The sequence below is a fragment of the Hyphomonas sp. BRH_c22 genome, from assembly GCF_000961795.1.
In the GTDB taxonomy this organism is placed as follows: domain Bacteria; phylum Pseudomonadota; class Alphaproteobacteria; order Caulobacterales; family Hyphomonadaceae; genus Hyphomonas.
In genome coordinates, this window is record NZ_LADU01000043.1 from 1 (window position 1) to 25,273 (window position 25,273).

At 57.7% G+C, this 25,273-nt stretch carries 29 protein-coding genes; 19 read left to right on the plus strand and 10 right to left on the minus strand.

What is annotated here, in order from left to right; all coding sequences use genetic code 11:
- Positions 1–14: 14 nt before the first annotated feature.
- The 6 genes from VR74_RS05735 to bphC form a co-directional block, all read right to left on the minus strand.
- Positions 15–368, minus strand: a complete 354-nt coding sequence (locus tag VR74_RS05735; protein ID WP_045695144.1) for a transposase — start codon at positions 366–368, stop codon at positions 15–17.
- Between the two features lie 372 nt (positions 369–740).
- The gene (locus VR74_RS05740) at positions 741–1,337 is read right to left on the minus strand and encodes a 2-hydroxychromene-2-carboxylate isomerase (RefSeq protein ID WP_035540696.1); all 597 of its coding nucleotides are present in this window, start codon (positions 1,335–1,337) and stop codon (positions 741–743) included.
- Positions 1,334–2,596 carry a Rieske 2Fe-2S domain-containing protein gene (locus VR74_RS05745; RefSeq protein WP_035540699.1) on the minus strand — a complete coding sequence of 421 codons (1,263 nt, stop codon included), beginning with the start codon at positions 2,594–2,596 and terminating at the stop codon, positions 1,334–1,336. Before VR74_RS05745 ends, VR74_RS05740 begins: the two co-directional genes overlap by 4 nt.
- Before the next feature lie 22 nt (positions 2,597–2,618).
- Complete coding sequence (locus VR74_RS05750; RefSeq protein ID WP_045695146.1) at positions 2,619–3,107, minus strand: aromatic-ring-hydroxylating dioxygenase subunit beta; 489 nt, start codon at positions 3,105–3,107, stop codon at positions 2,619–2,621.
- Between the two features lies 1 nt (position 3,108).
- Positions 3,109–3,435, minus strand: coding sequence for a non-heme iron oxygenase ferredoxin subunit (locus VR74_RS05755; protein ID WP_035540700.1), 327 nt, complete (start codon positions 3,433–3,435; stop codon positions 3,109–3,111).
- Between the two features lie 53 nt (positions 3,436–3,488).
- On the minus strand, positions 3,489–4,388 hold the full coding sequence (bphC, locus tag VR74_RS05760) for a biphenyl-2,3-diol 1,2-dioxygenase (RefSeq protein WP_035540701.1): 900 nt from the start codon (positions 4,386–4,388) through the stop codon (positions 3,489–3,491).
- Positions 4,389–4,829: 441 nt separating this feature from the next.
- On the opposite strand from bphC, the gene VR74_RS05765 reads away from it, so the two are divergent.
- The 19 genes from VR74_RS05765 to VR74_RS05855 all read left to right on the plus strand — a co-directional run bounded on the left by VR74_RS05765 (position 4,830) and on the right by VR74_RS05855 (position 20,835).
- Positions 4,830–6,107 (plus strand): SRPBCC family protein, encoded by a 1,278-nt coding sequence (locus VR74_RS05765; protein ID WP_338390461.1) that lies wholly within the window; start codon positions 4,830–4,832, stop codon positions 6,105–6,107.
- Positions 6,104–6,598 (plus strand): aromatic-ring-hydroxylating dioxygenase subunit beta, encoded by a 495-nt coding sequence (locus tag VR74_RS05770; RefSeq protein ID WP_035540703.1) that lies wholly within the window; start codon positions 6,104–6,106, stop codon positions 6,596–6,598. The genes VR74_RS05765 and VR74_RS05770 overlap by 4 nt, the downstream gene beginning before the upstream one ends.
- The gene (locus tag VR74_RS05775; protein WP_045695149.1) at positions 6,582–7,604 is read left to right on the plus strand and encodes a 4-hydroxythreonine-4-phosphate dehydrogenase PdxA; all 1,023 of its coding nucleotides are present in this window, start codon (positions 6,582–6,584) and stop codon (positions 7,602–7,604) included. The genes VR74_RS05770 and VR74_RS05775 overlap by 17 nt, the downstream gene beginning before the upstream one ends.
- A complete protein-coding gene (locus VR74_RS05780; RefSeq protein ID WP_035540707.1) occupies positions 7,601–8,881 on the plus strand; it encodes an aromatic ring-hydroxylating dioxygenase subunit alpha in 1,281 nt (426 codons plus the stop codon). Before VR74_RS05775 ends, VR74_RS05780 begins: the two co-directional genes overlap by 4 nt.
- Positions 8,878–9,357 carry an aromatic-ring-hydroxylating dioxygenase subunit beta gene (locus VR74_RS05785; RefSeq protein ID WP_035540708.1) on the plus strand — a complete coding sequence of 160 codons (480 nt, stop codon included), beginning with the start codon at positions 8,878–8,880 and terminating at the stop codon, positions 9,355–9,357. The genes VR74_RS05780 and VR74_RS05785 overlap by 4 nt, the downstream gene beginning before the upstream one ends.
- 42 nt (positions 9,358–9,399) lie before the next feature.
- On the plus strand, positions 9,400–10,005 hold the full coding sequence (gstA, locus tag VR74_RS05790; protein ID WP_035540710.1) for a glutathione transferase GstA: 606 nt from the start codon (positions 9,400–9,402) through the stop codon (positions 10,003–10,005).
- 195 nt (positions 10,006–10,200) lie between these two features.
- On the plus strand, positions 10,201–11,052 hold the full coding sequence (locus VR74_RS05795; RefSeq protein ID WP_035540711.1) for an alpha/beta hydrolase: 852 nt from the start codon (positions 10,201–10,203) through the stop codon (positions 11,050–11,052).
- A gap of 20 nt (positions 11,053–11,072) precedes the next feature.
- On the plus strand, positions 11,073–11,996 hold the full coding sequence (locus tag VR74_RS05800) for a catechol 2,3-dioxygenase (RefSeq protein WP_035540713.1): 924 nt from the start codon (positions 11,073–11,075) through the stop codon (positions 11,994–11,996).
- A 14-nt stretch (positions 11,997–12,010) separates the two neighbouring features.
- Entirely contained in the window at positions 12,011–12,430 is a 420-nt protein-coding gene (locus VR74_RS05805) for a heme-binding protein (protein ID WP_206741594.1), read from the plus strand.
- Between the two features lie 39 nt (positions 12,431–12,469).
- The gene (locus VR74_RS05810; RefSeq protein ID WP_035540717.1) at positions 12,470–13,954 is read left to right on the plus strand and encodes a 2-hydroxymuconic semialdehyde dehydrogenase; all 1,485 of its coding nucleotides are present in this window, start codon (positions 12,470–12,472) and stop codon (positions 13,952–13,954) included.
- 4 nt (positions 13,955–13,958) lie between these two features.
- Positions 13,959–14,771, plus strand: coding sequence for a fumarylacetoacetate hydrolase family protein (locus tag VR74_RS05815; protein ID WP_035540718.1), 813 nt, complete (start codon positions 13,959–13,961; stop codon positions 14,769–14,771).
- A gap of 22 nt (positions 14,772–14,793) precedes the next feature.
- Entirely contained in the window at positions 14,794–15,732 is a 939-nt protein-coding gene (locus VR74_RS05820; protein WP_035540761.1) for an acetaldehyde dehydrogenase (acetylating), read from the plus strand.
- On the plus strand, positions 15,729–16,760 hold the full coding sequence (dmpG, locus tag VR74_RS05825) for a 4-hydroxy-2-oxovalerate aldolase (RefSeq protein WP_035540720.1): 1,032 nt from the start codon (positions 15,729–15,731) through the stop codon (positions 16,758–16,760). The genes VR74_RS05820 and dmpG overlap by 4 nt, the downstream gene beginning before the upstream one ends.
- Before the next feature lie 9 nt (positions 16,761–16,769).
- Positions 16,770–17,540 carry a fumarylacetoacetate hydrolase family protein gene (locus VR74_RS05830; RefSeq protein ID WP_035540762.1) on the plus strand — a complete coding sequence of 257 codons (771 nt, stop codon included), beginning with the start codon at positions 16,770–16,772 and terminating at the stop codon, positions 17,538–17,540.
- A complete protein-coding gene (locus VR74_RS05835) occupies positions 17,541–17,753 on the plus strand; it encodes a 2-hydroxymuconate tautomerase (RefSeq protein WP_035540723.1) in 213 nt (70 codons plus the stop codon). It begins immediately after the preceding gene.
- Position 17,754: 1 nt separating this feature from the next.
- Entirely contained in the window at positions 17,755–18,033 is a 279-nt protein-coding gene (locus VR74_RS05840) for a 2Fe-2S iron-sulfur cluster-binding protein (RefSeq protein WP_045695151.1), read from the plus strand.
- A 23-nt stretch (positions 18,034–18,056) separates the two neighbouring features.
- Positions 18,057–19,556, plus strand: coding sequence for an aldehyde dehydrogenase family protein (locus VR74_RS05845; protein WP_035540725.1), 1,500 nt, complete (start codon positions 18,057–18,059; stop codon positions 19,554–19,556).
- 39 nt (positions 19,557–19,595) lie between these two features.
- Positions 19,596–20,396 (plus strand): 3-(cis-5,6-dihydroxycyclohexa-1,3-dien-1-yl)propanoate dehydrogenase, encoded by an 801-nt coding sequence (gene hcaB, locus VR74_RS05850; protein WP_035540728.1) that lies wholly within the window; start codon positions 19,596–19,598, stop codon positions 20,394–20,396.
- Between the two features lie 58 nt (positions 20,397–20,454).
- On the plus strand, positions 20,455–20,835 hold the full coding sequence (locus VR74_RS05855) for a hypothetical protein (RefSeq protein WP_035540730.1): 381 nt from the start codon (positions 20,455–20,457) through the stop codon (positions 20,833–20,835).
- 95 nt (positions 20,836–20,930) lie between these two features.
- On the opposite strand, the gene VR74_RS05860 is transcribed toward VR74_RS05855, so the two are convergent.
- The 4 genes from VR74_RS05860 to VR74_RS05875 all read right to left on the minus strand — a co-directional run bounded on the left by VR74_RS05860 (position 20,931) and on the right by VR74_RS05875 (position 25,261).
- Complete coding sequence (locus tag VR74_RS05860; protein ID WP_035540732.1) at positions 20,931–21,971, minus strand: 2Fe-2S iron-sulfur cluster binding domain-containing protein; 1,041 nt, start codon at positions 21,969–21,971, stop codon at positions 20,931–20,933.
- Between the two features lie 120 nt (positions 21,972–22,091).
- The gene (locus VR74_RS05865) at positions 22,092–23,234 is read right to left on the minus strand and encodes an alkane 1-monooxygenase (protein WP_277813056.1); all 1,143 of its coding nucleotides are present in this window, start codon (positions 23,232–23,234) and stop codon (positions 22,092–22,094) included.
- Between the two features lie 93 nt (positions 23,235–23,327).
- Positions 23,328–23,879, minus strand: coding sequence for a 3-phenylpropionate/cinnamic acid dioxygenase subunit beta (locus VR74_RS05870; protein WP_035540734.1), 552 nt, complete (start codon positions 23,877–23,879; stop codon positions 23,328–23,330).
- Positions 23,880–23,893: 14 nt separating this feature from the next.
- The gene (locus VR74_RS05875; protein WP_035540736.1) at positions 23,894–25,261 is read right to left on the minus strand and encodes an aromatic ring-hydroxylating dioxygenase subunit alpha; all 1,368 of its coding nucleotides are present in this window, start codon (positions 25,259–25,261) and stop codon (positions 23,894–23,896) included.
- Positions 25,262–25,273: the final 12 nt, after the last annotated feature.

A 25,273-nucleotide genomic window follows, 5' to 3' on the forward strand; every position in this document is an offset into this window, starting at 1 on the left:
AGCCGGAACCGGGATCATGTCACCTGCCTCAGGGCACGCAACACCCTCACCAGGGATGGCTCGTCCCTGCAGCGGATACGCGCTCCCGCCGCCAGTTCCACGATCACCTCATCGCCTGGCCCCGATAAAGGTTGGGCGGTCACCGCGACAGGCGCCGGACCGATCTTGACCGGAAGGAAACCCGTGACCGCCTTGTCGCCCCCGAAGCGGGGATCACGAAGCCAGTTGAAAATGACGTTCGCGTTCATGCCATGTCGGCGGGCCACTTCGGCTACCGACACAAACGGCTCCCGCGTCTCGGCCAGGACCTGGAGCTTGAAGGCCCTTGAATAACTCCGCCGCTTGCGCACAGGCTTATGGTCAAACATGGTCGGATCGTGTCCACTTGAATCAGGCGGACACTATCCGCCTCCATCCAACCAAAATCAGCATCGAGGCGTTCACCACAAGGGCGGGGAGACCGGACGGTTACATAGAATATATTATAATTGTCTGTAGAGCATCATACCGAATTTGTGGGGAGGCTCGTAAATACTGTTGATCGACAGCCACCCAACCCGTTCTACCAACACCATATCTGTCCAGATCGCCCCCTTTCAGGCCCGGACACGCCCGTGCTGCGAGCGCGCACAATCGAGACGTCCGCCGAAGCACAAGGAAAGCCAATGGCAGATAAAGTACCATGTGCAGCGACGGCAATACGTCCCTTTCTTGGCATCACAAACTCTCCTAATTTCGAATTACTCATTGGTAGCAACCAGGTAAGATTCGAGAAAATCGAGGCGGTCATTGCCCCAGAATATTTGATCATCGACAAACATAAGAGGCGCGCCGAATACGCCTCTTTGATAAGCTTGCGTACGCACCTTGCGATATTCGCCCTGGCCGGTTGGAGATGCTATGAATTCGCACAACCCATCGGCGTCGAGGCCAGTTTCTTCGGCACAACTTCGTAACTCGCTGAGATCACCAGGATCGATGCCAAGTCCCCAGATTCGGTGGTATGCCGCTGTGACAAAAGCTTCGGCCTGGCCATGGCCGCGAGCGTAAACCACCGCGCAGTTCCAGTCTGCACAGGCGAAACTCGCAGGAAATTTCAATGGCGCCGCGTATTTGACTGCCCAACGCTCCAGATCAGCCATCATGACCTTTATTTTCGGTGCAACTTCACGGTTGGATGGGCCATAGTTGCCAGCGGCAATCTTCGCCTCCGGAATGTCGATCGGCCAATATTCGATCTTGCAACCAGTCCTCCGGGCCAGGTCTGGCAACTTCAGCTGCGCGAGATAGCTGAAGGGACTGATAAAATCAAAATAGAAGTCGATTGTTTTGGTCAAGGTGCAATTCCAAAGCCGACCAGCTTCTCGTAGTTGTGCCAGAACCCAATAATGGCGCCTTCAGTGACCAGGTGGTCGGCATCATCGGGGCGATCGCCGCCCATGGCGATGTATGAGGCCGCGTCGTGTTCGCCTATGACAGCTCTCTGCACTATCTCGACCGCTTCGCCATCTTCCATGGAGACCAGCCCGGCCGGACCGATCAGGTTTGCCTGTTTCTGCCTGATCGCCTGCATCTCGACATCGTCGTCGGCATAGCCAAAATGGGTCCAGACGAGTTCGAAGCCATCGGTGCCCTTAGTCACGGTCTGCCTGACAGCCAGAGTGTTCTGGATTTGCTGGAGCACTAGGTTCGGGAAGACAGCAAGGATGACGAGGGTCACACCATCGTCGAATTCCTGCCGACCCTTCAGGAGCGACATGTCCTGAAGTTTGAACTCGGTGTCAAAAGTTCGGGAGTCGCCGTAGGCCTGCTTATCTGCCGCATCATCGTTGCTGGCGGCGATCGAATAAAGCAGTGAATGGCGCTTGTTAGCATCCATCACGCTCTTGCCCGTCTGTGTGGAGCGGTAGAGACCGAAAGTGTTATGGAACAGGTGGAGCAAACTCGCGTGATAAGGGTCGCGTGTGTTCTCCGCATACAGCTTCCAGTTGCCGTGGACATGCTGGCGCTGATCTCCAAGAACCTTGATCGGCTTGCACATGATACGTTCGATGTGCTCGATCACGATCGGCCCCAGAAAGTCACGCAGCGGCTCTACAGTTTCCGAAAAGCTGGCGAAGACCAACCCACCTACAGAATCTACGCGCAGCTTTCTAAGGCCATGCTCCTTCATGTCGAAGTCGCCCGGCATACCGCCCTGACCCTTAAGCCCGCGCCGGAACGGAACCCCGATCAGATTGCCTTCCAAATCATATGCCCACTGATGGTATACGCATTCCAGACTGGGCCGGTTGCCGCGCATCTCGCGGCAGACCAAGGCACCGCGGTGGGCGCAGCGGTTGACCACAACATGGACTTTTCCGTCGCTACCTCGGGTAACTATTACCGGGGTCTCGCCGATGAAGGTCGACTTGAAGTCTCCAGGCTCGGGAACTTCGGCTTCTAGTGCGACGAAGGACCACGTCTCACCCTGGAAGATGTTTTCCTGCTCGCGCCTGTAATAGTCCGGATCCGTGAATACCCGATAAGGAACACGGTAGCCCGCGACGTCCGCTGTTGCCGAAGACCCTCTGTTTTTAAGCGCTTTTTCTGCCATAACTACATTTCCATGATAAGGGTCAGATTGGACGAACCATCATTGTATCGATGACGTTTGTGTCAAAAACAGCGACCTTTGATATAAAAAGAGGCTGGTCTTCGCTGCAATCGATCTCGTCAATATACTTCCCGGCATTGTATATTTCGGTGTGTCCGTCCGCACGGGTCATGAGAACGGCGTAGTTCGTTTGCGTCGTTATCTTGAATTCATGCGCCGAAACGATGCGCGTCGGACCAAGGATGTGGCGATAGCTGTGGACCGGGAAAATGTTTGCCTTGCGTAGGGAAATTATGCGGTCGACCAACATGCCCTTGCTGTCGCAGAATATTGCGGACAGTGTCAGATTGCGATCATGGTTCTCGCGTGCGATGACGCGGTAGGTGCAATCCGGTACGAACAGGTCGGGCCATTTCTCCAGCCGGTCGTCATCTATCAATTCGGCGTGGGTCGCGTTGAGTTCGGTCGCAAGTTGCTGCAAGCGAAACCGCTCAGAAGTGGACAGGTCCATTTCAGGCCGCTCCGCCCAGTTCGTCGATGCAAACCCAACCATCCTCGATAGCAACCGCGTATGTTTTGACCGGAACCTGACATGGAAAGGCCTTCGCCGCCCCCGTGGCGATGTCGAACGAACCGCCATGAAAAGGACATTCGATGATGCCGCCATCCTGGTACCCATCGGTCAGCATGGCGTTTCCATGGGTGCACATGTTGTCGGTGACGAAGATGTCACCATTAACATTGTAAACAGCGAGCGCCGGCAGGTCATCCAGAAACACGCCGACCGGTTCGCCATCCTTGACGTCGGCAACTGGACAAAGACGTACCTTACTTGTCATAGTGTTTCGCAATCCTTTGAAATAATTGATATGACAGCCATTTTGGAGGCCCCTTACTGGAGAGGGATATCCATGCCGTACCCCTGGGCCTCATTGCCGTGGCCGAAAATATCGCGGGTGTAGAATTCCTGCTGGGCTGGCGCCTTGCGAGCACCCCAACCAAATTCCCACAACCAGCCGGACGGGTTGGCGCAGTAGAAGGTGAGGGCCAAATCGTTGGCATGTTTGCCAAGCTGAAGCGCGACATCGATCTGCCGCTCGCGCACGATGTCGTGAGCGAGCCCGAGGTCGTCCAGTTCAGTATATTCAAACATCAGATGGTTGATGCGCTTTTCCATCGGGCCGAGGCCGAAGGCGACCGAGTGCTGCCGTTCGTTGCAATGCATGAAGTACGGCATGGCAACCATGCCGTTGGGCAGGTGCAACTGGTATTCAACCGATCCGCGCAGCCCCAACAGGCGGTAAAACGCGGCTGCGGCTTCGACATCGTCTTGGCGCAGGATGCAGTGACCGATCCCTTCCGACCCGGTGACGAATTTGCCGAACATGGGGCGTCCGGGATGGAAAGGCTTGTGGGCATCCACTTGCGGGCCGAAGAAGATTTCGGTGGGGTTTCCACCGGGATCGGTCAACTTGGCCAGGCCGAGCACGCGACGCTCGCGGGCTTCGGCATCGCTCGCCACAGTCACTGCTACCCCGGCGTTGGTCAGCTTTTCAACCATTGCCTCGAACTCGGTCGGATCGCCAAGCCGCCAGCCCATATAGGCCAGATCGTCAGTGTCGCCTTTGATAAGTGCAATGCGATGATGCCACAGATCCATCCGGAGATAGATCCGATCACCCTCACCTTCGTCGACGACTTCCATTCCGGCAACCTCGGCTGCGTAGGCTCGCCACGCATCGAGATCTGTCACTGACATGCCCAGATATCCAAGTTCGGTGACCGATGACATTTGCTACTTCTCCCCTTTATCTCTGCCTTGGACGTTATGTCCAAATGCCCAACGGATCCGCCGTCGCCATTATTGCGACTTCGACTATCCGATTCTGTGGGTGTTATAACTCAAGATTTCTCATGGTGCAATACGTTGCATATACTAAATTCCTCGTGTATAGAAGGCAATGGTTAGGTCTGACAGTTCGATTCGTTGCCTGATGTTTCTCCATGTTTCCGACGATGCGGACGTGGGAAGTTCACGGCGCTCAAGGATTTCGGGCGCGGCATCTGACTGGAATTTAAAAAACGGGAGAAATCAGACATGAATGCGACGGAAGAGCTCGTTGGGCGTATTGCCGACCTGCAGGTCCTGCGGGGCCGATTACAATCATGGCTGGCCAAGGATGAAACGCGCGGCGTCTATCAGGTAGATCGTGCCGCTTTTACCGACCCCGAAATGTTTGAGCTTGAGGTAAAGTACGTTTTTGAACGCAACTGGGTGTTCGTTGCGCATGAAAGTCAGGTCGCTAAGCCCAACGATTTCATCACAACAAAAATCGGCAGGGTGCCTGTCCTTATTACGCGAGACAAGGCCGGGAACCTTCGTGGCATGATCAATGCCTGCGCGCATCGGGGCGCGCGCGTCTGCCGTGAAAAGGCCGGAAATAAGAAGAATTTCATGTGCCCGTTTCATGGATGGACCTATTCATCGGCAGGCGATTTGCTGGACGTCACGGAAGAAGCGGCTGGCGGCTATGCGCCGGGCTTCGACAAGGCTGATTTTGGTCTGCCGCAAATTGCGCGCCTTGAAAGCTATCGCGGTTTCATATTCGCAAGCCTTTCCGACGACGTCTTGCCGCTTGAGGATTATCTGGCTGGGTCGAAAACGTTCATTGACCTGCTTGTCGATCAATCCCAGACCGGAGAGCTTGAGGTAATCCCTGGTGCCACCCGATATCGTTATCAGGGCAACTGGAAGATGCAGGTTGAAAACGGTCTTGACGGATATCACGTCAGCACTGTCCACGCCAACTACTTCATGACCGTCCAGCGGCGTGTTCTGGGCGAATCGAAAAACGATACCAAGGCGATCGATTTTGCCAACTTCAATCAGCAGGATGGCGGGTCGTTCTCTTTCAAGAATGGCCATACGGTCCTGTGGGCTGACTATGCCAATTTCAAGGACCGACCGAACTTTCAGTGGATCGATTGGCTGACTGCCACCCACGGGGAAGAGAAGGTATTGTGGATGAACAAACGGATCCGCAATCTCCAGCTTTTCCCCAATGTGTTCCTGATGGACCAGACCAGCAGCCAGATCAGAATCATTCACCCGATTTCGGTCGATGAAACGGAAGTCACGACCTATTGCATCGCGCCTGTTGGTGAGAGTGCTGAGGCCCGGGCCTTGCGGATTCGGCAGTATGAAGACTTCTTCAACGCCAGCGGCATGGCGACACCCGATGACCTGACCGAGTTCAACAATTGCCAGATTGCTTTCGCCAGCGGTGAAGGCCGGATGAATGATATGTCGCGCGGCGCTCCCAGATGGGAGAAGGGCGCTGGACATTTCGGTGCAGGACTGGATGTAGACGCCGTCCTCAGCAGTCCCGCCGTGGCCGACGAAGGCCTTTATGTTGCGATCCATGATGAGTGGGTGAACCGCATGAATTCGGCGATCGATCGCGAAAGCGCTGAACTGATGGCGTTTGGGGACAAGGGGCTGGTTTTGTGACTGACGTAGATGCAAAATGGCTGTCGGTGTTGCGCTTCCTTGGGCGAGAGGCCCAGGCGCTGGACGAGAAGGACTGGGATTCCTGGTTGGCGCTCTACGACGAGGAGGCTGAATACTGGGTCCCTGCCTGGGATGATAGCGAACGCCTGACCGCCGATCCGAAGCGTGAAATCTCGCTCATCTATTATCATAACCGGGGCGGGCTGGAAGATCGGGTGTTTCGCATCCGGACCGGCCGGTCTTCATCCAGTACGCCTGCTCCGCGGACGCAGCATATGTTCACGCTGCTGTCGGTCGATGACACCGCTGCTGGTTTGCAGGTGCGAACCTCATGGACCGTCACTTCGGTGCTTGAAGGCGATGTCACCGTTTACAGCGGATCCGCGCACTACGACCTTGCGCCAGCAGGCAATTCCTTTGTGATCAAGCGCAAGAAGACGATTGTGATAAACGACGTCGCCAAGACAATGCTCGATGTCTACAGTATCTGACCGGCCAATGGGTTCGCTTGGCACACGGCCGGTCGTTGGAACGATGATCGGCGATCCTGCCGGGATCGGTCCGCAGGTTGCGGTCAAGGCGCTTGCGAGCGGGCAAGTTCACGAAGTGTCTGTCCCGGTTCTGGTCGGGTCGTCTGCGGCCGTCGAACGGGCCATCGACATGACCGGGGTCAAAGCGCGCGTGCGTGCCATGAAGTCGCTCGAGACGCCCAGTGACGATCCCGGCGTGATTGATGTGATCGACACCGGTGCCTTGCCTGCCGGGGTTCTGCCGCTGGGCGAAGACACTGAGGCGGCGGGGCACGCGTCGGCGCAGTGGCTTGATGAGCTTGATGCGCTGGCGCGGGACGGATCCTTTGCCGCGACGATCATGGGACCGATCAGTACCGGTTCGCTGAAGATGGCCGGCAAGCTGGACAAGGTTATCAGCCCCACGCCCGGCGAGAGCTATCTCGTTTTGCTGACCGGCCCCTTGCGGGTAGCGCACCTCACCGATCATATGTCCTTGCGGCAAGTGATAGATGTCATTTCCGCCGATCTGGTGGCCAAAGCCATCGGGCAGGTGAACGACGCTATGCGGTCTTGGGGCATCGCTAAACCGCGCATCGCGGTTGCCGGGCTAAATCCCCACGCCATGGGCGATGAGGAGCGGCTGGCCATCGCGCCGGGTGTCGAGGGGGCCAAGGCCATGGGGATTGCCGTCGAAGGGCCGGTCGCGCCGGATTCAGTCTTTCGCCAGTGTATCGAGGGCCGCTACGACATGGTTCTCGCGATGTTCCACGATCAGGGCCATATTGCTGTCAAGACCTGGGGGTTTTCGGGCAACTGCGTAATCATGATGGGGCCGCCCTATCTCCACATGTCGGTCGCCCATGGCACCGCCTACGACATTGTCGGTTCAGGCATAGCGGACGCGGCGATGATGCTCAGTGCGATGCGCACCTGTGGGCGGCTCGCATCTGGGCAGGGATTTGAACTTCAAGGAGAAGCGAAATGAATACTCAAGTGCGGGTTGAGGCCCAGCGATCAATCCCCACGGCGATCGACTATAAGGTCTATCACGACCCCGAAGTATTCGCTGCGGAACAGCGCAACGTCTTCAAGGGTCGCACCTGGTGTTACCTTGGACTAGAAGCCGAAATTCCCAATGCTGGCGATTTTCGAACGAGCCATGTCGGTGAAACACCCGTAGTTCTGGTGCGCGGGCAGGAGGACAAGGTTTTCGCCTGGGTCAACCGGTGCGCGCACAAGGGAGCAACTGTATGCCGCTCACTGCGCGGCAATCAGGCTGATGGCGCTTTTGTCTGCGTATACCATCAGTGGGCTTACGATTCCGAAGGAACGCTAGTTGGCGTGCCGTTCCGGCGCGGCATGAAGGGCGTCGGCGGCTATGATAAGGATTTCGATCCGGCCAATCACTCGCTCGAGAAGCTTCGGGTGGAGAGCTACAAGGGGATGGTGTTTGGGACGTTTTCGTCTGAAATAGAGCCGCTCGAGGACTTTCTAGGCCCCGTGATGCGCAAATATATCGACCGGGTTTTCCAGCGCCCGATCAAAGTGTTGGGCTATTCGCGGCAGTATATGGCGGGCAATTGGAAGCTCTATTCCGAAAACAGCCGGGATAGCTATCACGGCGCCTTGCTACATCTGTTCTATCCCACCTTCGGCATTTACCGCCAAAGCCAGGACAGCGCGGGAGAACTTGCCGAGCAGGGCTTCCATAACGTCTTTACGGTGTCCAAACCCAAGGGCGACATCGATTACACGTCGTTCGGCGACGAAGCCAATCGGGAGATGCAAGGGGCCACGAAATTGCAGGATGAAAGACTGTTGCAATTCCGGCCCGAAATTGACGACGATGTGGGGCTGCACATCCAATCGCTGTTCCCCAACGTGGTGCTGCAGCAAATCCAGAACACGCTGGCGACTCGTCAGATCGTGACGCTTGGCCCTGACAAGACCGAGCTGGTCTGGACTTACTTTGGCTATGCCGACGATGATGAGGAAACAACGCGGCACCGCCTGCGCAACCTGAATCTCGTTGGGCCTTCCGGGCTGATATCGATGGAGGACGGCGAAGCGGTCGAGCTTTGCCAGCAGGGGACCATCGGGGCGGAAGGCAAGTTTAATTTCATCGAAATGGGTGGCGACGATGTACGCGAATATTACGCACCGATGGGCATGGATGAGAACGCCGTGCGTGGATTCTGGAAAGGATATCTGGAATTGATGGGTGATGCCTTGTCGGCCTCGACAGCGGAGGTGCCGGCATGACGATCGCAGATCCAGTTCTGCAAGGTCTGATCGATTCCCTGAACGCCGCTTACGGTCTATGCCTCGATGACGGGCGCCTTGAAGATTGGCCCGAGTTCTTTGTTGAAGATTGCCTCTATCAGGTGATCGCTCGCGAGAATGTCGACAATGGCCTGCCTGCTGCAGTGATGTATTGTGATAGCAAGGGAATGCTGGTTGATCGCGTGGTGGCCCTGCGCCAGGCCAACGTGTTCCCAGAACATTTCAGTCGTCATCTAATCTCTCGGGCGGTTGTGACTGGGAGCGAAGGGAACACGGTGACGGCGGAGGCCAGCTATGCCGTGCTGCAAACCCGCAACGACGGTGAAACGCGCATCTTTAATGCCGGAAAGTATGTCGACAGGTTCCTTGTCGAGGACGGCGCGGCAAGGTTGGTCAGCCGGACGTGCGTCTACGACACCCACCGGATCGCGACCCTGCTGGCGACCCCGATCTGACGGCCGTAATTTTTACCAACAAGAGACAAGAGGAGAAACACAATGCAATTGTTTATTAGTCCCGGCGCCTGTTCGCTTGCACCGCATATTGCCCTGCGCGAAGCCGGCGCGGATTTCGAGGCGGTCAAGGTCGATCTCGCAACCCGCAAAACCGAAGCAGGCGACGATTTTCTGGCCGTTAATCCATCCGGCAAGGTCCCGGCGCTGACCCTGGACAACGGTCAGAGCCTGACCGAGAACCCAGCAATTCTGCTTTATATCGCCGATCAAAATCCCGGAGTCGGCTTGGCGCCAGCGGAGGGCAGCATTGAGCGCTATCAGCTGTTGAGCCGCCTCAGCTTTCTCGGCTCGGAATTGCACAAGGCGTTCGTCCCGCTGTTCACGCCTGGCACAACGGACGACGCCAAGGCCGCAGCGACGGTCGCCGTGAAAGGTCATTTGGCCGGACTTGATCAGGAAATCGCTGGCAAGGAATATTATGTCGGCGAAGCATTTAGCGTCGCTGATATCTACCTGTTCGTAATCCTCGGCTGGCCCGCCCATGTCGGCATCGACATGGCAGCTTATCCTGCGCTCGGCGCTTTTGCTGGCAAGATAGCGCAGCGTCCCTCGGTGGGAGCAGCTCTCAAGGCAGAAGGCCTCCTCTGAATTTCTTTCGCTGACACTATCGGGAGCAATTGCGATGGTTGCAAAGCTTTGGCCTATTGCAAATGCATTCTTTTTAGAGCAATAACAAATAATAACAAATTTGGTCTTTTGGAGTAAATCCGGGCGGGTCGGGTTCTTGCAGGAACAAGATTCGTCGGGGTTACCGGAACCAACACAAAAAAGTTCGGGAGAGATATGATCACCGCTTCGAATGAAGTCGCACGCGCCGAGATCGGCAAATCGCTGGTCGTGGATAACTGCGCAACCAATTATCATGATGTCGGCGAAGGCGCGGCGGTTTTGCTGGTCCATGGCTCAGGGCCTGGCGTCACCGCCTGGGCCAATTGGCGACTTAATATGCCCGAACTAGCTAAGCGGTTCCGAGTCATTGCGCCAGATATGTTCGGTTTTGGCTATTCCGATTCCAAGGGCCGAGTCGAAGACAAGCAGATCTGGGTTGATCAGTTGGCAGCGCTGCTCGACGAACTTGGCATCGACAAGGTGTCAATGGTGGGCAATTCGTTCGGTGGCGGCATTACCCTTGCTTTCATGATCGCTCATCCAGATCGGGTCGAGCGGGCGGTGCTGATGGGGCCAGCCGGTCTTGAATTTCCGATTACACCCGCGCTTGAGGAAGTCTGGGGCTACGAACCTTCGGTCGAAGCCATGCGCTCATCACTCAAGTATCTTGCTTGGGATCACAGCAGGCTGACTGACGATCTGGTCAAGTCGCGATATGAAGCAAGTATCCGTCCGGGTGCGCATGAACCTTACCATGCGACCTTCGGCGGCCCAGACCGCCAGAGCAATATAGCGATGCTGGCAAGCCGCGAAGAAGATATTACCGCGCTGCAGCACGAGACCCTGATCCTGCATGGCCGGTCCGATCAGGTCATTCCGCTGGAGTCGAGCGTGCGCTTGGCCAATCTGCTGCCTCGTGCGGACCTGCACGTTTTCGGCGAATGCGGGCACTGGGTTCAGATTGAGCGCATGGCCAGCTTTAACCGAATTGTGTCTGAATTTTTCACCACCGGCCTCAATGGCTGACTCATACAAGGAGAACTGAAATGGCTGTAACTGGTGTACTCCGTCCAGGATACGTGCAGCTGAGGGTCCTCGATCTCGACGAGGCTATTGTTCATTACCGTGACCGGATCGGTCTCAATCTCGTCAGCGTCGAGGATGGGCGTGCCTATTTCCAGGCGTTCGACGAATTCGACCGCCACAGCATCATCCTGCGCGAAGCGGATTCGGCCGGATTAGATCGGATGGCGTTCAAGGTCGCGAAAGACTCCGATCTTGATCATTTTGCCGCACGCCTGCTCGATGCGGGAGTTGACGTCGATGTCATTCCCGCTGGCGAAGATCCGGGTGTCGGACGCAAAATCCGCTTCAACACGCCGACCGCGCATGAGTTTGACCTATACGCAGAAATGGAGCTGTCCGAAACCGGGCCCGCAGTACGGAACCCTGATGTCTGGATCGCCGAGCCCCGCGGCATGCGCGCGACCCGGTTTGACCACTGTGCGCTCAACGGCGTGGACATCTCGGCGAGCGCCAAGATCTTCGTGGAAGTTCTCGACTTCTCCGTCACCGAGGAACTGGTCGACGAAAGTACGGGGGCACGTCTCGGTATCTTCCTGTCATGCAGCAACAAGGCCCATGATGTCGCCTTTCTGGGCTATCCGGAAGATGGCCGGATCCACCACACTTCGTTCTTTCTCGAATCCTGGCACGATGTTGGGCACGCGGCTGACATTATCAGTCGCTACGATATCTCGCTCGACATCGGCCCTACGCGCCACGGGATCACTCGCGGCCAGACGATCTATTTCTTCGATCCGTCGGGCAACCGCAACGAGACGTTCAGCGGCGGCTATTTCTACTACCCCGACAACCCGCGCCGCATGTGGCAGGCGGAAAACGCAGGCAAGGCGATTTTCTATTACGAGAAGGCGCTGACCGACCGCTTCATGACGGTAAACACCTGATCATGGACGGTTTGGTGACAATCCGGACAATCGGACACGGCTTGGCCGCACAAGCGGTTTCGGCCGCCGTCGCCAAGGGCGAGGAAACCGGTTGCCCGGTCGTTGCCGCCGTCATCGGTGGAGGAGGCGAACTGGTGGCTCTGCTGCGAGCAAGCGGAACACCCTTTCCCTCGTCACAAATTGCCCAGGACAAGGCCTATACCGCCGCCAGCTTTCGGGTTGCGACGCCTGACGTGTACAAGATGGTTTCGGGCAATCCGGCGCTGAGCGCCGGGATAACCGTTCAGCCGGGGATCGTGATGTTTGGCGGGGGGCTGCCCATCGTTATCGATGGCGAATTCGTCGGCGCAATCGGCGTCTCTGGTGGATCTGAAGAACGCGACATTGCCTGCGCCAACGCGGGCCTATCCGCAATCGGCGCAGGGCAGCAGTGAGCGGCCAGCGCCTCAATAAATTGGAACGATAGAACTCAAATGACTACCAATTCGCCTCGACCTGTAGCCGACACCATCCTCAATTTCATTGGGGGTTCCTATCGCAAGGGCAGCCAGGGAAAGACCTTTGACAACGTCAATCCTGCAACCGGACAGACGATCGGCACGGTTCATGAGGCAAGTGAAGCCGATGTCGCCGATGCAGTGGCGGCGGCTGAGGCGGCTCTTGATGGTCCTTGGGGCAAGATGACGACGGCCGAGAGGGTCAAGTTGATCGTCGCGGTGGCCGCCGAAATCGAGCGCCGTGCGGATGATTTTCTCGATGCCGAGGTGGCCGATACCGGCAAGCCCCGTCACGTGGCTTCGCACATCGACATTCCTCGCGGCGCGGCGAATTTCCGCATGTTCGCCGACGTTATCGCGACGATGCCAGGCGAATCCTTCACCACGCCGACGCCCGATGGTGGGCAGGCGATCAATTATGCCGTGCGCAAGCCCAAGGGCGTGATCGCGGTGATCTGCCCGTGGAACTTCCCGTTGCTGCTGATGACCTGGAAGGTCGGACCGGCGCTAGCCTGCGGAAACACAGTGGTAATCAAGCCTTCGGAGGAAACCCCCCGAACAGCAGCGCTTCTGGGCGAAGTCATGAACGCGGTGGGGATGCCCGAAGGTGTCTACAACGTCGTCCATGGTTTCGGCGGCGGCTCGGCGGGCGAGTTCCTGACCTCCAACAAGGATGTCGATGCGATCACTTTTACCGGCGAGACCGGAACCGGGCAGGCGATCATGCAAAAGGCTGCAGTCGGGGTCCGCGACGTTTCTTTCGAGCTCGGCGGCAAGAATGCGGCGATCGTCTTCGCCGACGCTGATCTCGACAAGGCGATTGAGGGCCTGTCACGCTCGGTCTTCCTCAACACCGGGCAGGTCTGTCTCGGCACAGAGAGAGTATACGTCGAGCGGCCGATATTTGATGAATTCGTGCAGCGGATGGCGCTAGCCGCGCAGACGTTCAAACCCGGCGTGATAGGCGATCCGACCTACCTTGGGCCGTTGATCAGCGCAGAGCACCGCGACAAGGTGCTCGGCTATTACGCGAAAGCGGTCGAAGAAGGGGCGACGGTTGTCGCCGGCGGCGGCGTTCCGAAAGTCGATGGCGATCAGGCGGGCGGCTTCTATGTCGAGCCGACGCTGTGGACCGGACTTGCGCACGACAGCACAGTGATGCGGGAGGAGATCTTCGGTCCGTGCTGCGGGGTAATCCCGTTCGACTCCGAAGACGAGGTTATCGCGCTGGCCAATGACACCGACTACGGATTGTGCGCGACCGTGTGGACCGAAAACCTTTCGCGCGCGCACCGGGTGGCAGCGGCGATGCAGGTCGGTGTGTGCTGGGTCAATTGCTGGTTCCTGCGCGATTTGCGCACGGCGTTTGGCGGGTCTGGCCATTCCGGGATCGGCCGGGAGGGCGGTGTTCACAGCCTCGAATTCTACACTGAAACCGCAAACATTTGTGTGAAGCTCTGAGATTATGACCATGGAAACCACGATAGACCCTCGGGTCATTCAACAAGCAGCCGAACAATTGCGCGGTGCCGCGACAAGCGGAACGCCCGTCGCACCGGTTCGCGACCTCATATCGGCGGGCGGGGTGGATGCGGCCTATGCCGTGCAGGAGGTCAATACCCGGCACTATGTCGACAGCGGACGAAGACTGGTAGGCCGCAAGATCGGCCTCACTTCGCTTGCAGTCCAGCGGCAGCTTGGTGTCGACCAGCCCGATTACGGCATGCTGTTTGCCGACATGGACGTGCCTGAAGGCATACCGGTTTCGCTTGATCAGGTGATTCAGCCCAAGGTCGAAGCTGAGATCGCGATCGTCATCGGTCGCGACCTGCCCCATCCGGACCTGACGACCGCCGAAATGATCCGCGCGGTGGAATATGTCGTGCCGGCGATCGAGATCGTCGACAGCCGGGTAGCCAATTGGGACATTCGCATCTGGGATACGGTTGCCGATAATGCCTCAAGTGGCCTGTTCGTGCTGGGCGCGGTTCCGCGCAAGCTCGATGGGCTCGATCTGCGTGAATGCGGCATGGTGATGGAGATCAAGGGCGAACCCATTTCGGTCGGCGCTGGTATCGCCTGCCTGGGCAGCCCGATCACCGCATCGTTGTGGCTGGCGCGGGTCATGGCGCGGGTCGGCCGGCCGCTGCTTGAAGGCGACGTGATCCTGTCCGGCGCGCTCGGCCCCATGGCCGGAGTGAACCGAGGCGATGTCGTCGAGGCAAGAATAAACGGTGTCGGAATGGTGCGGGCAGAATTCGCCGCCGATACCAACTGAAAACTGGATGAAAGACAAGCGTATGCCAAAAATGAAATGTGCGATCATAGGCTCGGGAAATATCGGCACCGACCTGATGATCAAGTTGCTCAAAGGTTCAGATGTGCTCGAACTTGCCGCAGTGGTTGGTATCGACCCGGCATCCGAGGGGCTGGCGATGGCCCGCGAACGGGGCGTGGAAACCACCCACGAGGGGATTGAAGGGCTACGCAAGCTGTCCGTCTATTCGGAGATCGGGATCGCTTTTGACGCGACCTCGGCTTACGCCCACAAGGAGCATGATGCCGCGTTGCAGCAGGATGGCAAACTGGTCGTTGACCTGACACCCGCAGCATTGGGACCATTTTTCGTGCCCCCGGTCGGAAATGTGCTCGACAGCAGCGTCCGCAACGTGAACATGGTCACCTGCGGAGGCCAGGCGACCATCCCGATCGTCGCAGCCGTATCACGCGTGAGTCCTGTCCATTACGCAGAAATTGTCGCATCGGTTTCGTCGCGTTCAGCGGGGCCGGGAACCCGCGCCAATATCGACGAGTTCACCCGGACCACTGCTAAGGCGATCGAGGTCGTTGGCGGTGCGCGCCGCGGACGCGCGATTATCATCCTCAATCCGGCTGAACCGCCGATGATCATGCGCGACACGATTTTCACGCTGACCGATCAGGTTGACGAGGATCTTATCCGGCAGTCGGTGCAGGACATGGTGCAGACCGTCCAGTCTTATGTCCCCGGCTATCGCCTCAAGCAGGAGGTACAGTTCGAGCGGTTTGGTTCGAACCAGCCTCTCAAAATCCCCGGCTATGGCGAGTTCGTCGGTCTCAAGACCAGCGTTTTCCTCGAGGTAGAGGGGGCGGGCGATTACCTGCCAAAATATTCCGGCAACCTCGACATTATGACAGCTGCGGCCAAGGCGGCCGGCGAGCGGCTTGCATTGCAGAACCTAGAAAGGGTGGCACCATGACCTTCAACCCTGAAACCGGCAAGCTTTACATCCAGGACGTCACCCTGCGTGACGGGATGCACGCAATCCTTCACATGTACGGCACCGACAGCGTCCGCACGATCGCCAAGGCCCTGGACGATGCCGGTGTCGACGCCATTGAAGTGTCGCACGGTGACGGTCTCAACGGCACGTCATTCAACTATGGCTTTGGCTCTCACACCGACTGGGAATGGATCGAGGCGGCAGCCGACGTGATCAAACGGGCGGTGCTGACCACGCTGCTGGTCCCTGGCATCGGCACGGTCGAAGAGCTTCGCCGCGCTTACGCATTGGGTGTTCGCTCGGTACGTGTTGCAACCCATTGCACTGAAGCAGACGTTGCCAAGCAGCATATCGGTATCGCCCGCGATCTTGGTATGGATGTATCGGGCTTTTTGATGATGAGCCACATGATCGACGCCGAGGCGCTGGCCCAGCAGGCCATGCTGATGGAAAGCTATGGCGCGCACTGTGTTTATGTGACCGACAGCGGCGGCGCACTCGACATGGACGGTGTGCGCGAGCGGCTGCGGGCTTACGACCGCGTTCTCAAGCCAGAAACCCAGCGCGGCATGCATGCCCACCACAATTTGTCGCTCGGTGTCGCAAATTCGATCGTTGCCGCTCAGGAAGGCGCAGTACGGATCGATGCCAGCCTTGCAGGCATGGGGGCAGGGGCGGGCAACGCCCCGCTCGAAGTGTTCGTTGCTGCGGCCGACCGAAAGGGCTGGAACCATGGATGCGACGTGATGGCGTTGATGGACGCAGCGGAAGATCTGGTCCGTCCACTCCAGGATCGCCCGGTGCGGGTCGACCGCGAGACGCTGAGCCTGGGCTATGCCGGTGTCTATTCAAGCTTTCTTCGTCACGCGGAAAAGGCGGCCGAACAATACGGCCTCGACACCCGCGAAATTCTGATCGAACTGGGTAAACGGCGCATGGTTGGCGGGCAGGAAGACATGATTGTCGATGTTGCGCTCGATCTCGTTTCCGCGCGGGCAACATAGGCGATGGCAATGGACAAGATTGAACGTTACGCGGAAATTCTGGACAGCGCGGCGCTTCATGCGCGCGCAACGCCCCAACTGACGCATACCGACCCCGATCTGAGTGTGGCGGATGCCTATCTGGTGCAGAAGCTGTCGGTCGATCGTCGCCTCAGCCGCGGTGAACGCCGAATCGGAGTCAAGATGGGTCTGACGAGCCGGGCCAAGATGCTGCAGGTCGGGGTCGACGAGGTAGCCTGGGGACGCCTGACCGACGCGATGCTGATCGAGGAAGGCGCGTCGATGTCTCGCGCACGTTTCGTTCACCCACGGGTTGAGCCGGAAGTGGCCTTCCTTATGAAGGCGCCGCTTTCCGGAAAGGTCACAGCGATGGAGGCGCTGGCGGCGGTCGAAGCGATTGCTCCAGCAATGGAAATCATTGATAGCCGGTACGAGAACTTCAAGTTCGCTTTGTCTGATGTTATTGCCGACAACACCTCGTCTTCTGGCCTTGTGATCGGACAATGGAACGATCCAGCCAAGGATTTCTCGAACCTCGGGGTTGTTCTCGAAATCGACGGCCATGTGATCGAGGTCGGTTCGACTGCAGCTATTCTCGGCCATCCCTTGCGGTCGTTGGTCGCCGCGGCGCGACTTGTCGCTGAAGGCGGAGAAGAAATCTCAGCAGGCGACATCGTCATGGCAGGTGGCATCACCGCCGCTCCCAATCTCGCGCCCGGTCAAACCGTCCGCACGAATATCCAGGGGCTTGGTGCCGTAATGTTTCAGGTGGAGGCGTAAATGCCAATCATCGAGGTCAACATGCTCGAGGGTAGATCGCCGGATGACAAAGAACGGTTGATCCAAGCCCTGACCGATGCTGCCATAACGTCGATCGGGGCGCCGCGTGAATCGGTCCGCATTATCTTGCGCGAGATGCCGAGCGGCCACTTCGCGGTCGGTGGACAGTCCTTCGCGGCGAAAGCGGCCGCAAAGGCCGCCGGGAAGGAATGACGTGACAACTGGGCTGCACCTGATCCGGATTGTCGGCGGCGGAGAGTTCAGTTGCGGTGAGGACGAGTCGGTCTTGCTGGCCATGGAGCGATGCGGATCGAGCGATATTGGCGTTGGTTGCCGGGGCGGCGGGTGCGGGATCTGCAGGGTCAAAGTGGTCGAAGGGGGCTATAAGACCGGCAAAATGAGTGCCGCAAAGGTTTCAGAAAGCGACCGTGAAGCGGGTTATGCCCTAGCATGCCGCCTCTATCCGGCCGCTGACTTATTAATCGAAGTGTAATATAAATCTAGAGGAGATATGAAATGGCTACCAAACTCAAAAACGTTGAAAACGAATACGGAATTAAGAGCGAATACGGTCACTTTATCGGCGGCGAGTGGATTTCCGGTGATAGTGGGAAGACGATCGACCTGATCAATCCGGCCACAGGCGCGGTGCTGACCAAGATCCAGGCCGGTAATGCCAAGGATATCCAGCGTGCAGTGGCCGCTGCAAAGGCCGCCTTTCCGAAGTGGTCAGAAAGTTCGCCTGCCGAACGTCAGGAAATCCTGATTGAGGTCGCGCGTCGGCTCAAGGCGCGCCATCAGCATTATGCCACGCTTGAGACCCTGAACAACGGTAAGCCAATCCGCGAATCGATGTATTTCGATATGCCTCAGGCAATCGGCCAATTCGAGCTTTTTGCCGGCGCGGCGTATGGCCTTCATGGTCAGACATTGGATTTCCCCGATGCTGTCGGCATCGTTCACCGCGAGCCGCTGGGCGTGTGCGCGCAGATTATCCCGTGGAACGTGCCGATGCTGATGATGGCGTGCAAAATCGCGCCAGCCCTTGCTTCAGGGAACACGGTTGTGCTTAAACCTGCCGAGACGGTCTGCCTTTCGGTGATCGAATTCTTCGTAGAAATGGCGGATCTTTTGCCCCCAGGCGTGATCAACGTGGTCACCGGCTACGGTCCTGACGTCGGTGAGGCGCTTGTGACTCATGAGGACGTCCGTAAGGTCGCCTTCACCGGGTCGGTGGCGACGGCCCGCCGGGTCATGCAATATGCATCCGCCAATATCATCCCGCAGACGCTCGAACTGGGCGGTAAGTCCGCGCACATCGTTTGTGGGGATGCTGATATCGATGCCGCGGTCGAAAGTGCCACGATGTCGACCGTGCTCAACAAAGGCGAAGTTTGCCTGGCTGGCTCACGCCTGTTCCTGCACGAGTCGATCCAGGATGAGTTCCTTGCGAAGTTCAAGGTGGCGCTCGAAGGTATTCGTCAGGGCGATCCGCTGGACTTTGCGACCCAGCTCGGCGCACAGGCGTCGAAGATGCAAATGGACAAGGTCGAGAGCTATCTCCAGTTGGCTACCGAAGAAGGCGCCACCGTTCTGACCGGCGGCAGCCGTAACGACAATCTTGCCGATGGGCACTTCATCAGCCCGACGGTCTTTACCAACGTCAACAACTCGATGCGTATCGCGCGTGAAGAGATCTTCGGCCCGGTTACCAGCGTGATTAGTTGGAAGGACGAAGACGATATGATGAAGGTGGCGAACGATACCAATTACGGCCTCGCGGGTGGTATCTGGACCCGCGATATTGCGCGCGCGCACCGCATGGCACGCAAGCTCGAAACCGGCACGGTGTGGATCAACCGCTACTACAATCTGAAGGCCAACATGCCACTCGGCGGTTACAAGCAGAGCGGGTTCGGTCGTGAATTCAGTCATGAAGTGCTTAACCACTACACCCAGACCAAGTCGGTCGTGGTGAACTTGCAAGAGGGTCGCACCGGGATGTTCGATCAGTAATTTTGAACTGAACGACAATCGGCGAAGAAGGAGAGAAAATTGTCTAAGAGGCTTGATGGACAGGTGGCGCTACTTACCGGTGGCGCCACCGGGATCGGCGCGGCGGTAGTCGCGCGCTATATCGAAGAAGGCGCCAGGGTCGGCGTGCTCGTCAAGGATGACGAGCAGACAGAACTGGTGCGTTCGCGACATGGAGACAGCGTCGTCGTGGTAACGGGAGACGTGCGTTCCTATGCGGACAATTCCCGCGCCGTTGCGGAAACCGTGGCGGCGTTCGGCAAGCTCGATGTGTTTGTCGGGAACGTTGGAATCTGGGATTTCATGGTTCCGCTCGAACAGCAGGAGCCCGAGCAGCTCGGAAAGGTTTTTGACGAGATATTCGATGTCAACCTCAAGGGCTACTTTCTCGGTGCCCGCGCCGCCATCCCCGAGCTCCGGAAGGTTAAGGGAAGTATTATTTTTACCGCCTCGACTTCAAGCTACTACACTGGAGGAGGCGGCACTCTATACGTTGCGTCCAAGCACGCTGTGCTCGGGCTTATCAAACAGCTGGCCTGGGAACTAGCACCGGACATCAGTGTCAACGGCGTTGCGCCGGGTGGGACACGGACCCCGCTCAGCGGTACCCAGACCGGCGGCTTTGCAGAGACGAAGATGGAACAGATGCCCGGGCTTGACGATTTGATTTCCGGCATGACTCCGCTCGGAAGGATCGCCGAACCTGCCGACCATGCTGGTCTCTATACCCTTTTGGCTTCGCGGCGGGACTCTTCGTACATGACCGGAACAGTGCTCCTCAGCGATGGCGGAATCGGAATCGGGAAACGTCCGGACGGGTGAACACGATGCCGAGAGCTAGGGTTGTTAGTATCAAGCGCATGATAGGAGGATAGAAGCCATGGCTGAGAAATTTCAATTTTCCGACTTGTTCGTCATTTCGGGGGTTATTGGAGCCGCCCGGTGGAAACCGACGCACCTTGGTCCGACCGTCGCGCCTCCCCAACTGGTCGAATTCGGCGGCGATCTCACAAGAGATCGCGCCGAACGTATGATGGCTCATGCCGAAGCCGGGGGACTCGCAATTTACGGGATCGGGCAGCTCAGCTACCATCGTGCACCTGTCGACAAGACAGTCGTCTATCCGATCGACGCCTTTTACGCGCATGGTCAATACACGTCAGTTATTGCTACCTTGAACCGCGTTGCAGTTCTGCTCGACAACACCCAAAAGGTGGATATCCAGGAAATGGTTGGCAAGATGATCCGGGTCGATAACTGACTCGGGGTTGCAGAATCACTGTCTCGCGCCCGGCTTGACATTGTTGCTCCAAGGCGCAAAACAGCGCTTGGCGCACAGGCTATTTTAGTGCGGGGTTACCGCGCGCTGCTCCGATCGAGGAAACGATCTGCAGAGATCGCATGGCGAGACACGCCGGCTTTGAGTAACACTTCTTCAGCGAGGTCGACCATCGCGGGCGGGCCACAGAGATAGGCCTCGCATTGTGCCCGGTCTGGTATTTCGGCGATCTGCTGCGTCACCAGCCCCCGGGCGCCTTCCCAGGGGCTATCCGGTGATTCTTCGGACAGGACCGGTATAAATTCGAACGGCGCATTCCAGTCGGCGGCGAGTGCGCTGATTTCATCAAGGCAATAAAGGTGCGCCTTGGTCCTGGCGCCATACAACAGGATAACCGGCCGATTGGCGCCAAGCGCACGGGCCTCCTGCAAAATCGCCATGATCGGAGCGAGGCCGCTGCCACCCGCAATGCAGAGCATTGGCGCCTTGCTTGGCTTGAGGTGGAACGCGCCATAGGGCGCCGCCACCTCCATCTGCGTTCCGAGGCGTTCACCGCCAAACAACCAGTCGGTGAAAGCGCCTCCCGGAACATGGCGGACATGGAATTGCAACTGCTTTGCCGACCCGTTTTTGGGTGCGAATGCGAAGGAGTAGCTTCGGGGGCCGTCGATGCTAGGCAGGCTCAGATCGGCGTACTGGCCTGGGGTAAAGGACAGCGGTCGGTCAAGCTCGACAATGAGGTTGATTATATCCGGGCAAAGCCGGGTGGCTGCGACAATCGTTGCCGGATAGTTTTTGACAGCTTGCTGGCTCAACAAGGGAGCGTCGAGTGCAATCGTCAAATCCGAGCGAGGTAGGGCCTGACAAGCAAGCCTGTATCCAGCCGACAGTTCGTCGCGCTCCAGAACCAGCGCGGATGGACTTAATTCCCGTATCTTGCCGTCCAGAAGCTTGAATTTGCAGGTTCCGCACGAACCGACTTTGCAATCGTGCGGCATGGCCATGCCCTCGGCGAGCATTGCTTCGAGCAGGGTTTTGTCTTGGGCGACAAACAACTCCCGCGCTTCGGAGGTCACAGTCACCTTGTTGGGCTTGGGCTTTTTCAGGAAGGAAAACATGAATGCGATCTATTCTGTTCGATTTGCGGCAAGTGGGATGAAAGTAAAAGGAAGTGTCATCCCCGGAGGGACGACGCTCGAGTAACATGCAGATGACCGGACGGATGTTGGTGGACTGTGTCAGTCGATGGCGAGCCACTGCGGCCAACCGGCCCTCGCGTTGGCGGCTTGTGCAAGTTTGCGCTCGCCAGGTGATGCAAACCTCTGGTCCCAGTCTTTGAGGCGCGGCTGGGCGATGAACCGGTTCCAGACTGGCGGGACCAGTCCGCACAGGAAACACAGAAACAGCGACGGCATCTGCGGCGCCTCGGGCTCGGGCCGCAGTTCGTAGAATGGGGTGTGCCCGTCGAGGTGGTGGTTGATGTGATTGGTGATCTCGACCCCGATCGGACGCACGATCATGCCAAGATGGTTCCATGCGTGATGCTTGGCGATCGGCTCCCCCTCGATCCGCAGCAGGCCGTAATGTTGAAAGTAATTGAAGCCTTCAACCAGCATCTTGGCAAAAAACATCGCGGTGACCGTCACGAGTCCGGCGATAGGACCGGCGAGAACGACCATCACACCGATAATTGCGCCAACCAGCACCAGTTGCAACCACATCGCATTGCGCCAGCTCCATTTCGAATGACCCAGACGCGAAAGGATCTCCGCCTGCTTATCCCAGGTGTCCTTGTACGAACCCCAGGTGGCCGAAAACACGAAGCTGTAGATGGTCTGCCCTCTCAAGGGTGTGTCACTATCTTTCGCTGTGTCGAGATGCACATGATGGGTGACAATGTGCGCAATATCGCGATTGGGATCGCCATAGAAGGCACTCAATCCTTTTGCCACAGCCCTTGGGAACCAGTGCCGGCGATGCATCAACTCGTGCGCGACGGGCAGGGTCGGAACCGCAGAAAGCCATGCAAGGCTGGCGATCGATCCGGCGATCTGCCAACCCGAAGCCGCATCACCCAATATCGGATTTGTGCCGGAGTTTACCGAGTGGGCGAAAACCAGATAGAGTGCGATCATCAGCGGTAGCTGCAGATAGATCGCTAAATCGGCGACGGACGAAATGCCGAGTGCGCGCATTTTGCTGTCATTTGGAAGGGCTATGTCAAGCATCATCAGCACTGGGAAGGTGCCAAAGCCGAGCCACACGAACGGGCCGCCGAGGACAAACCCTGCGATGCCCGTCATGGTCATAACGGGCACAAGATAATACCGTAATGCGTCCACTTTATTCTCTCCGATCCGTCCGGTCCGCAGGCCGGCCATATTGTTGTTCGTATATGGGAATGCCCCGCGCCGAGGAGCGCATGGTTAGCGGCACGAAATGCGACTGGCTTCGCATTTCGTGCCGCCGCATCCCTAAAGGAAGATGTTCAGGTTTTTGCTGAGCAGGACATTATGCTTGAGTATGATTCGCCGTTTGACCAGCTGAAATGCAGCTCCCGCTTCGCGCCAGATATCGACACGGTTGCCGATCAGCGAGTCTTCCTCACGCTCATTGCGATTGCGATAGGCGTAGAAGTTGGAGAAGACTTGGTATTCTCCTTCCTTCTCAGTCATTTCTACCTCAACGTTGGTGATGATGTGCGTGTAACGCGTGGCCGGATCCTCGGACCAGGCCGTACCGGTTTCCAGCCGCGAAAGCCGTTTCTTGATCTCCTCCAGATTGTCGTTGTAATAGGCCATCCGGGTCAGATCGTTTACTTGGTCGGTCTTGTCGCGGCGATAGCGCGTTTCAATGCCGGGCATATGATAGAGCAAATCGTCGGCCAGCATCTTGACCCAACCGACATAGTTCTCATCGTCGAGCATGCGCGCTTCGCGATAGACGGTCTGGGTCAAGGCGTGCGTCAGTTCGAGCGAGGCGCTCTGGCCCGTCTGCGGGCGTTCGAACGTGGCGTTCTTTGTCATAGTAATGATTCCTTTCAAAGCGCGAACAGGCCGGGAACGTCGCGCGTCTCGCTAACGCCTGTCAGGCGCGGTTCTGGGCGCTCGGGCATTGCATCCAGCTTGTCGGCTTCCATCATATCGAGCCAACGCTGGTAGAAACCGCGCTGGTTGGCGTCGTTATACTGCCCGCGATAGACGATGCCCGGCAGCGTATCGTGCTCGATCTGGCGCGATATGCCGCAGCGGTAGTGCAGGCGTTCGTGGCGGGTCACTACGCCGCGGTTGACCGTGGTACAGTTACTCCAGTTTTCCCCATCGTCCATCTCGAACGTGCCCCCTGGGCCAAAGGTCTGCATGACCCCCTTGGTAATTTCATCCTTGATGTCATCGGGCATCGATTTGTTGACGATCACCCAGGTCTTGAGTTCGAACTCCATTGGTCCCTTGGGCTGCCACTGACGGAAGGTCGAAATGCCAGGAAGGAACGACACGTTGGGGAAAATCGACGCGGAGGCGACCGATCCGAAGATTTGGGAGCGCATCTCACCCAGCCGCTGGGCCATCTTGGGCCGGATTCTTTCATAGTATTCCATAACCTTCGGTCGGCCCAGGAGGAAGAGATCGCCCACCCCTTCGGTGCCGAATTCCCACCCGTGGCCGTTGACGCTGGCATGGTAGGAATTTTCCATGTCGACCGGCGGGAAAGGCTCGCCATTGTTCATCGAACGGCAGCCGGAATCATGGGTCCAGCCAGCATGGTAGGCATCACCGATGAAGTTCTCGACGCCGAACTTCCAGTTGGCGTTAATCACCGACTTGATGCAGCCGCCGATCAATTCGGTGCCGCCATCCTCATTGTCGAGCAACATGTCGAGGTACCAGCGAAAGTCGCCCAGCCACGCGTCCAGGCTCGGACCGTCTTCGGCGAAGGTCGCAAACACCAACCCCTTGTAACCGGCTACCCGGGCAACCTGCTTCAAGCCGTTCTTTTTCCGATCAATATCGATTTCGTCGTAGCAATATTCCTCATGCATGCCTTTCAGTTCACCGCCGGTATCAAAGGCCCAGCCGTGGTAATTGCAGACAAACCGGCGGGTGTTTCCGGCGTCGGCAAAGCACACCTTGTTGCCGCGATGCGGACAGGAATTCAGGAAGACTTTGATCGAGCCATCGGGCTGACGCGCGACGATCACGCCGTCTTCGCCCATATGGGTGGTTAGAAAATCGCCCGCCTTGGGCAGCTGGCTCTCGTGGGCCACGAACAGCCAGGACCGTGCGAAGATGCGGTACAGCTCTTCCTCGTAAATCTCGGCATCGCTGAAGATCCGGCGATCGAGCCAGCCTTCCTTGAGGTCCATGTATTGTGAAAATTCTGGCTCGCGGCCCATCCGTTCAATGCGCATCATTTCTCTCCC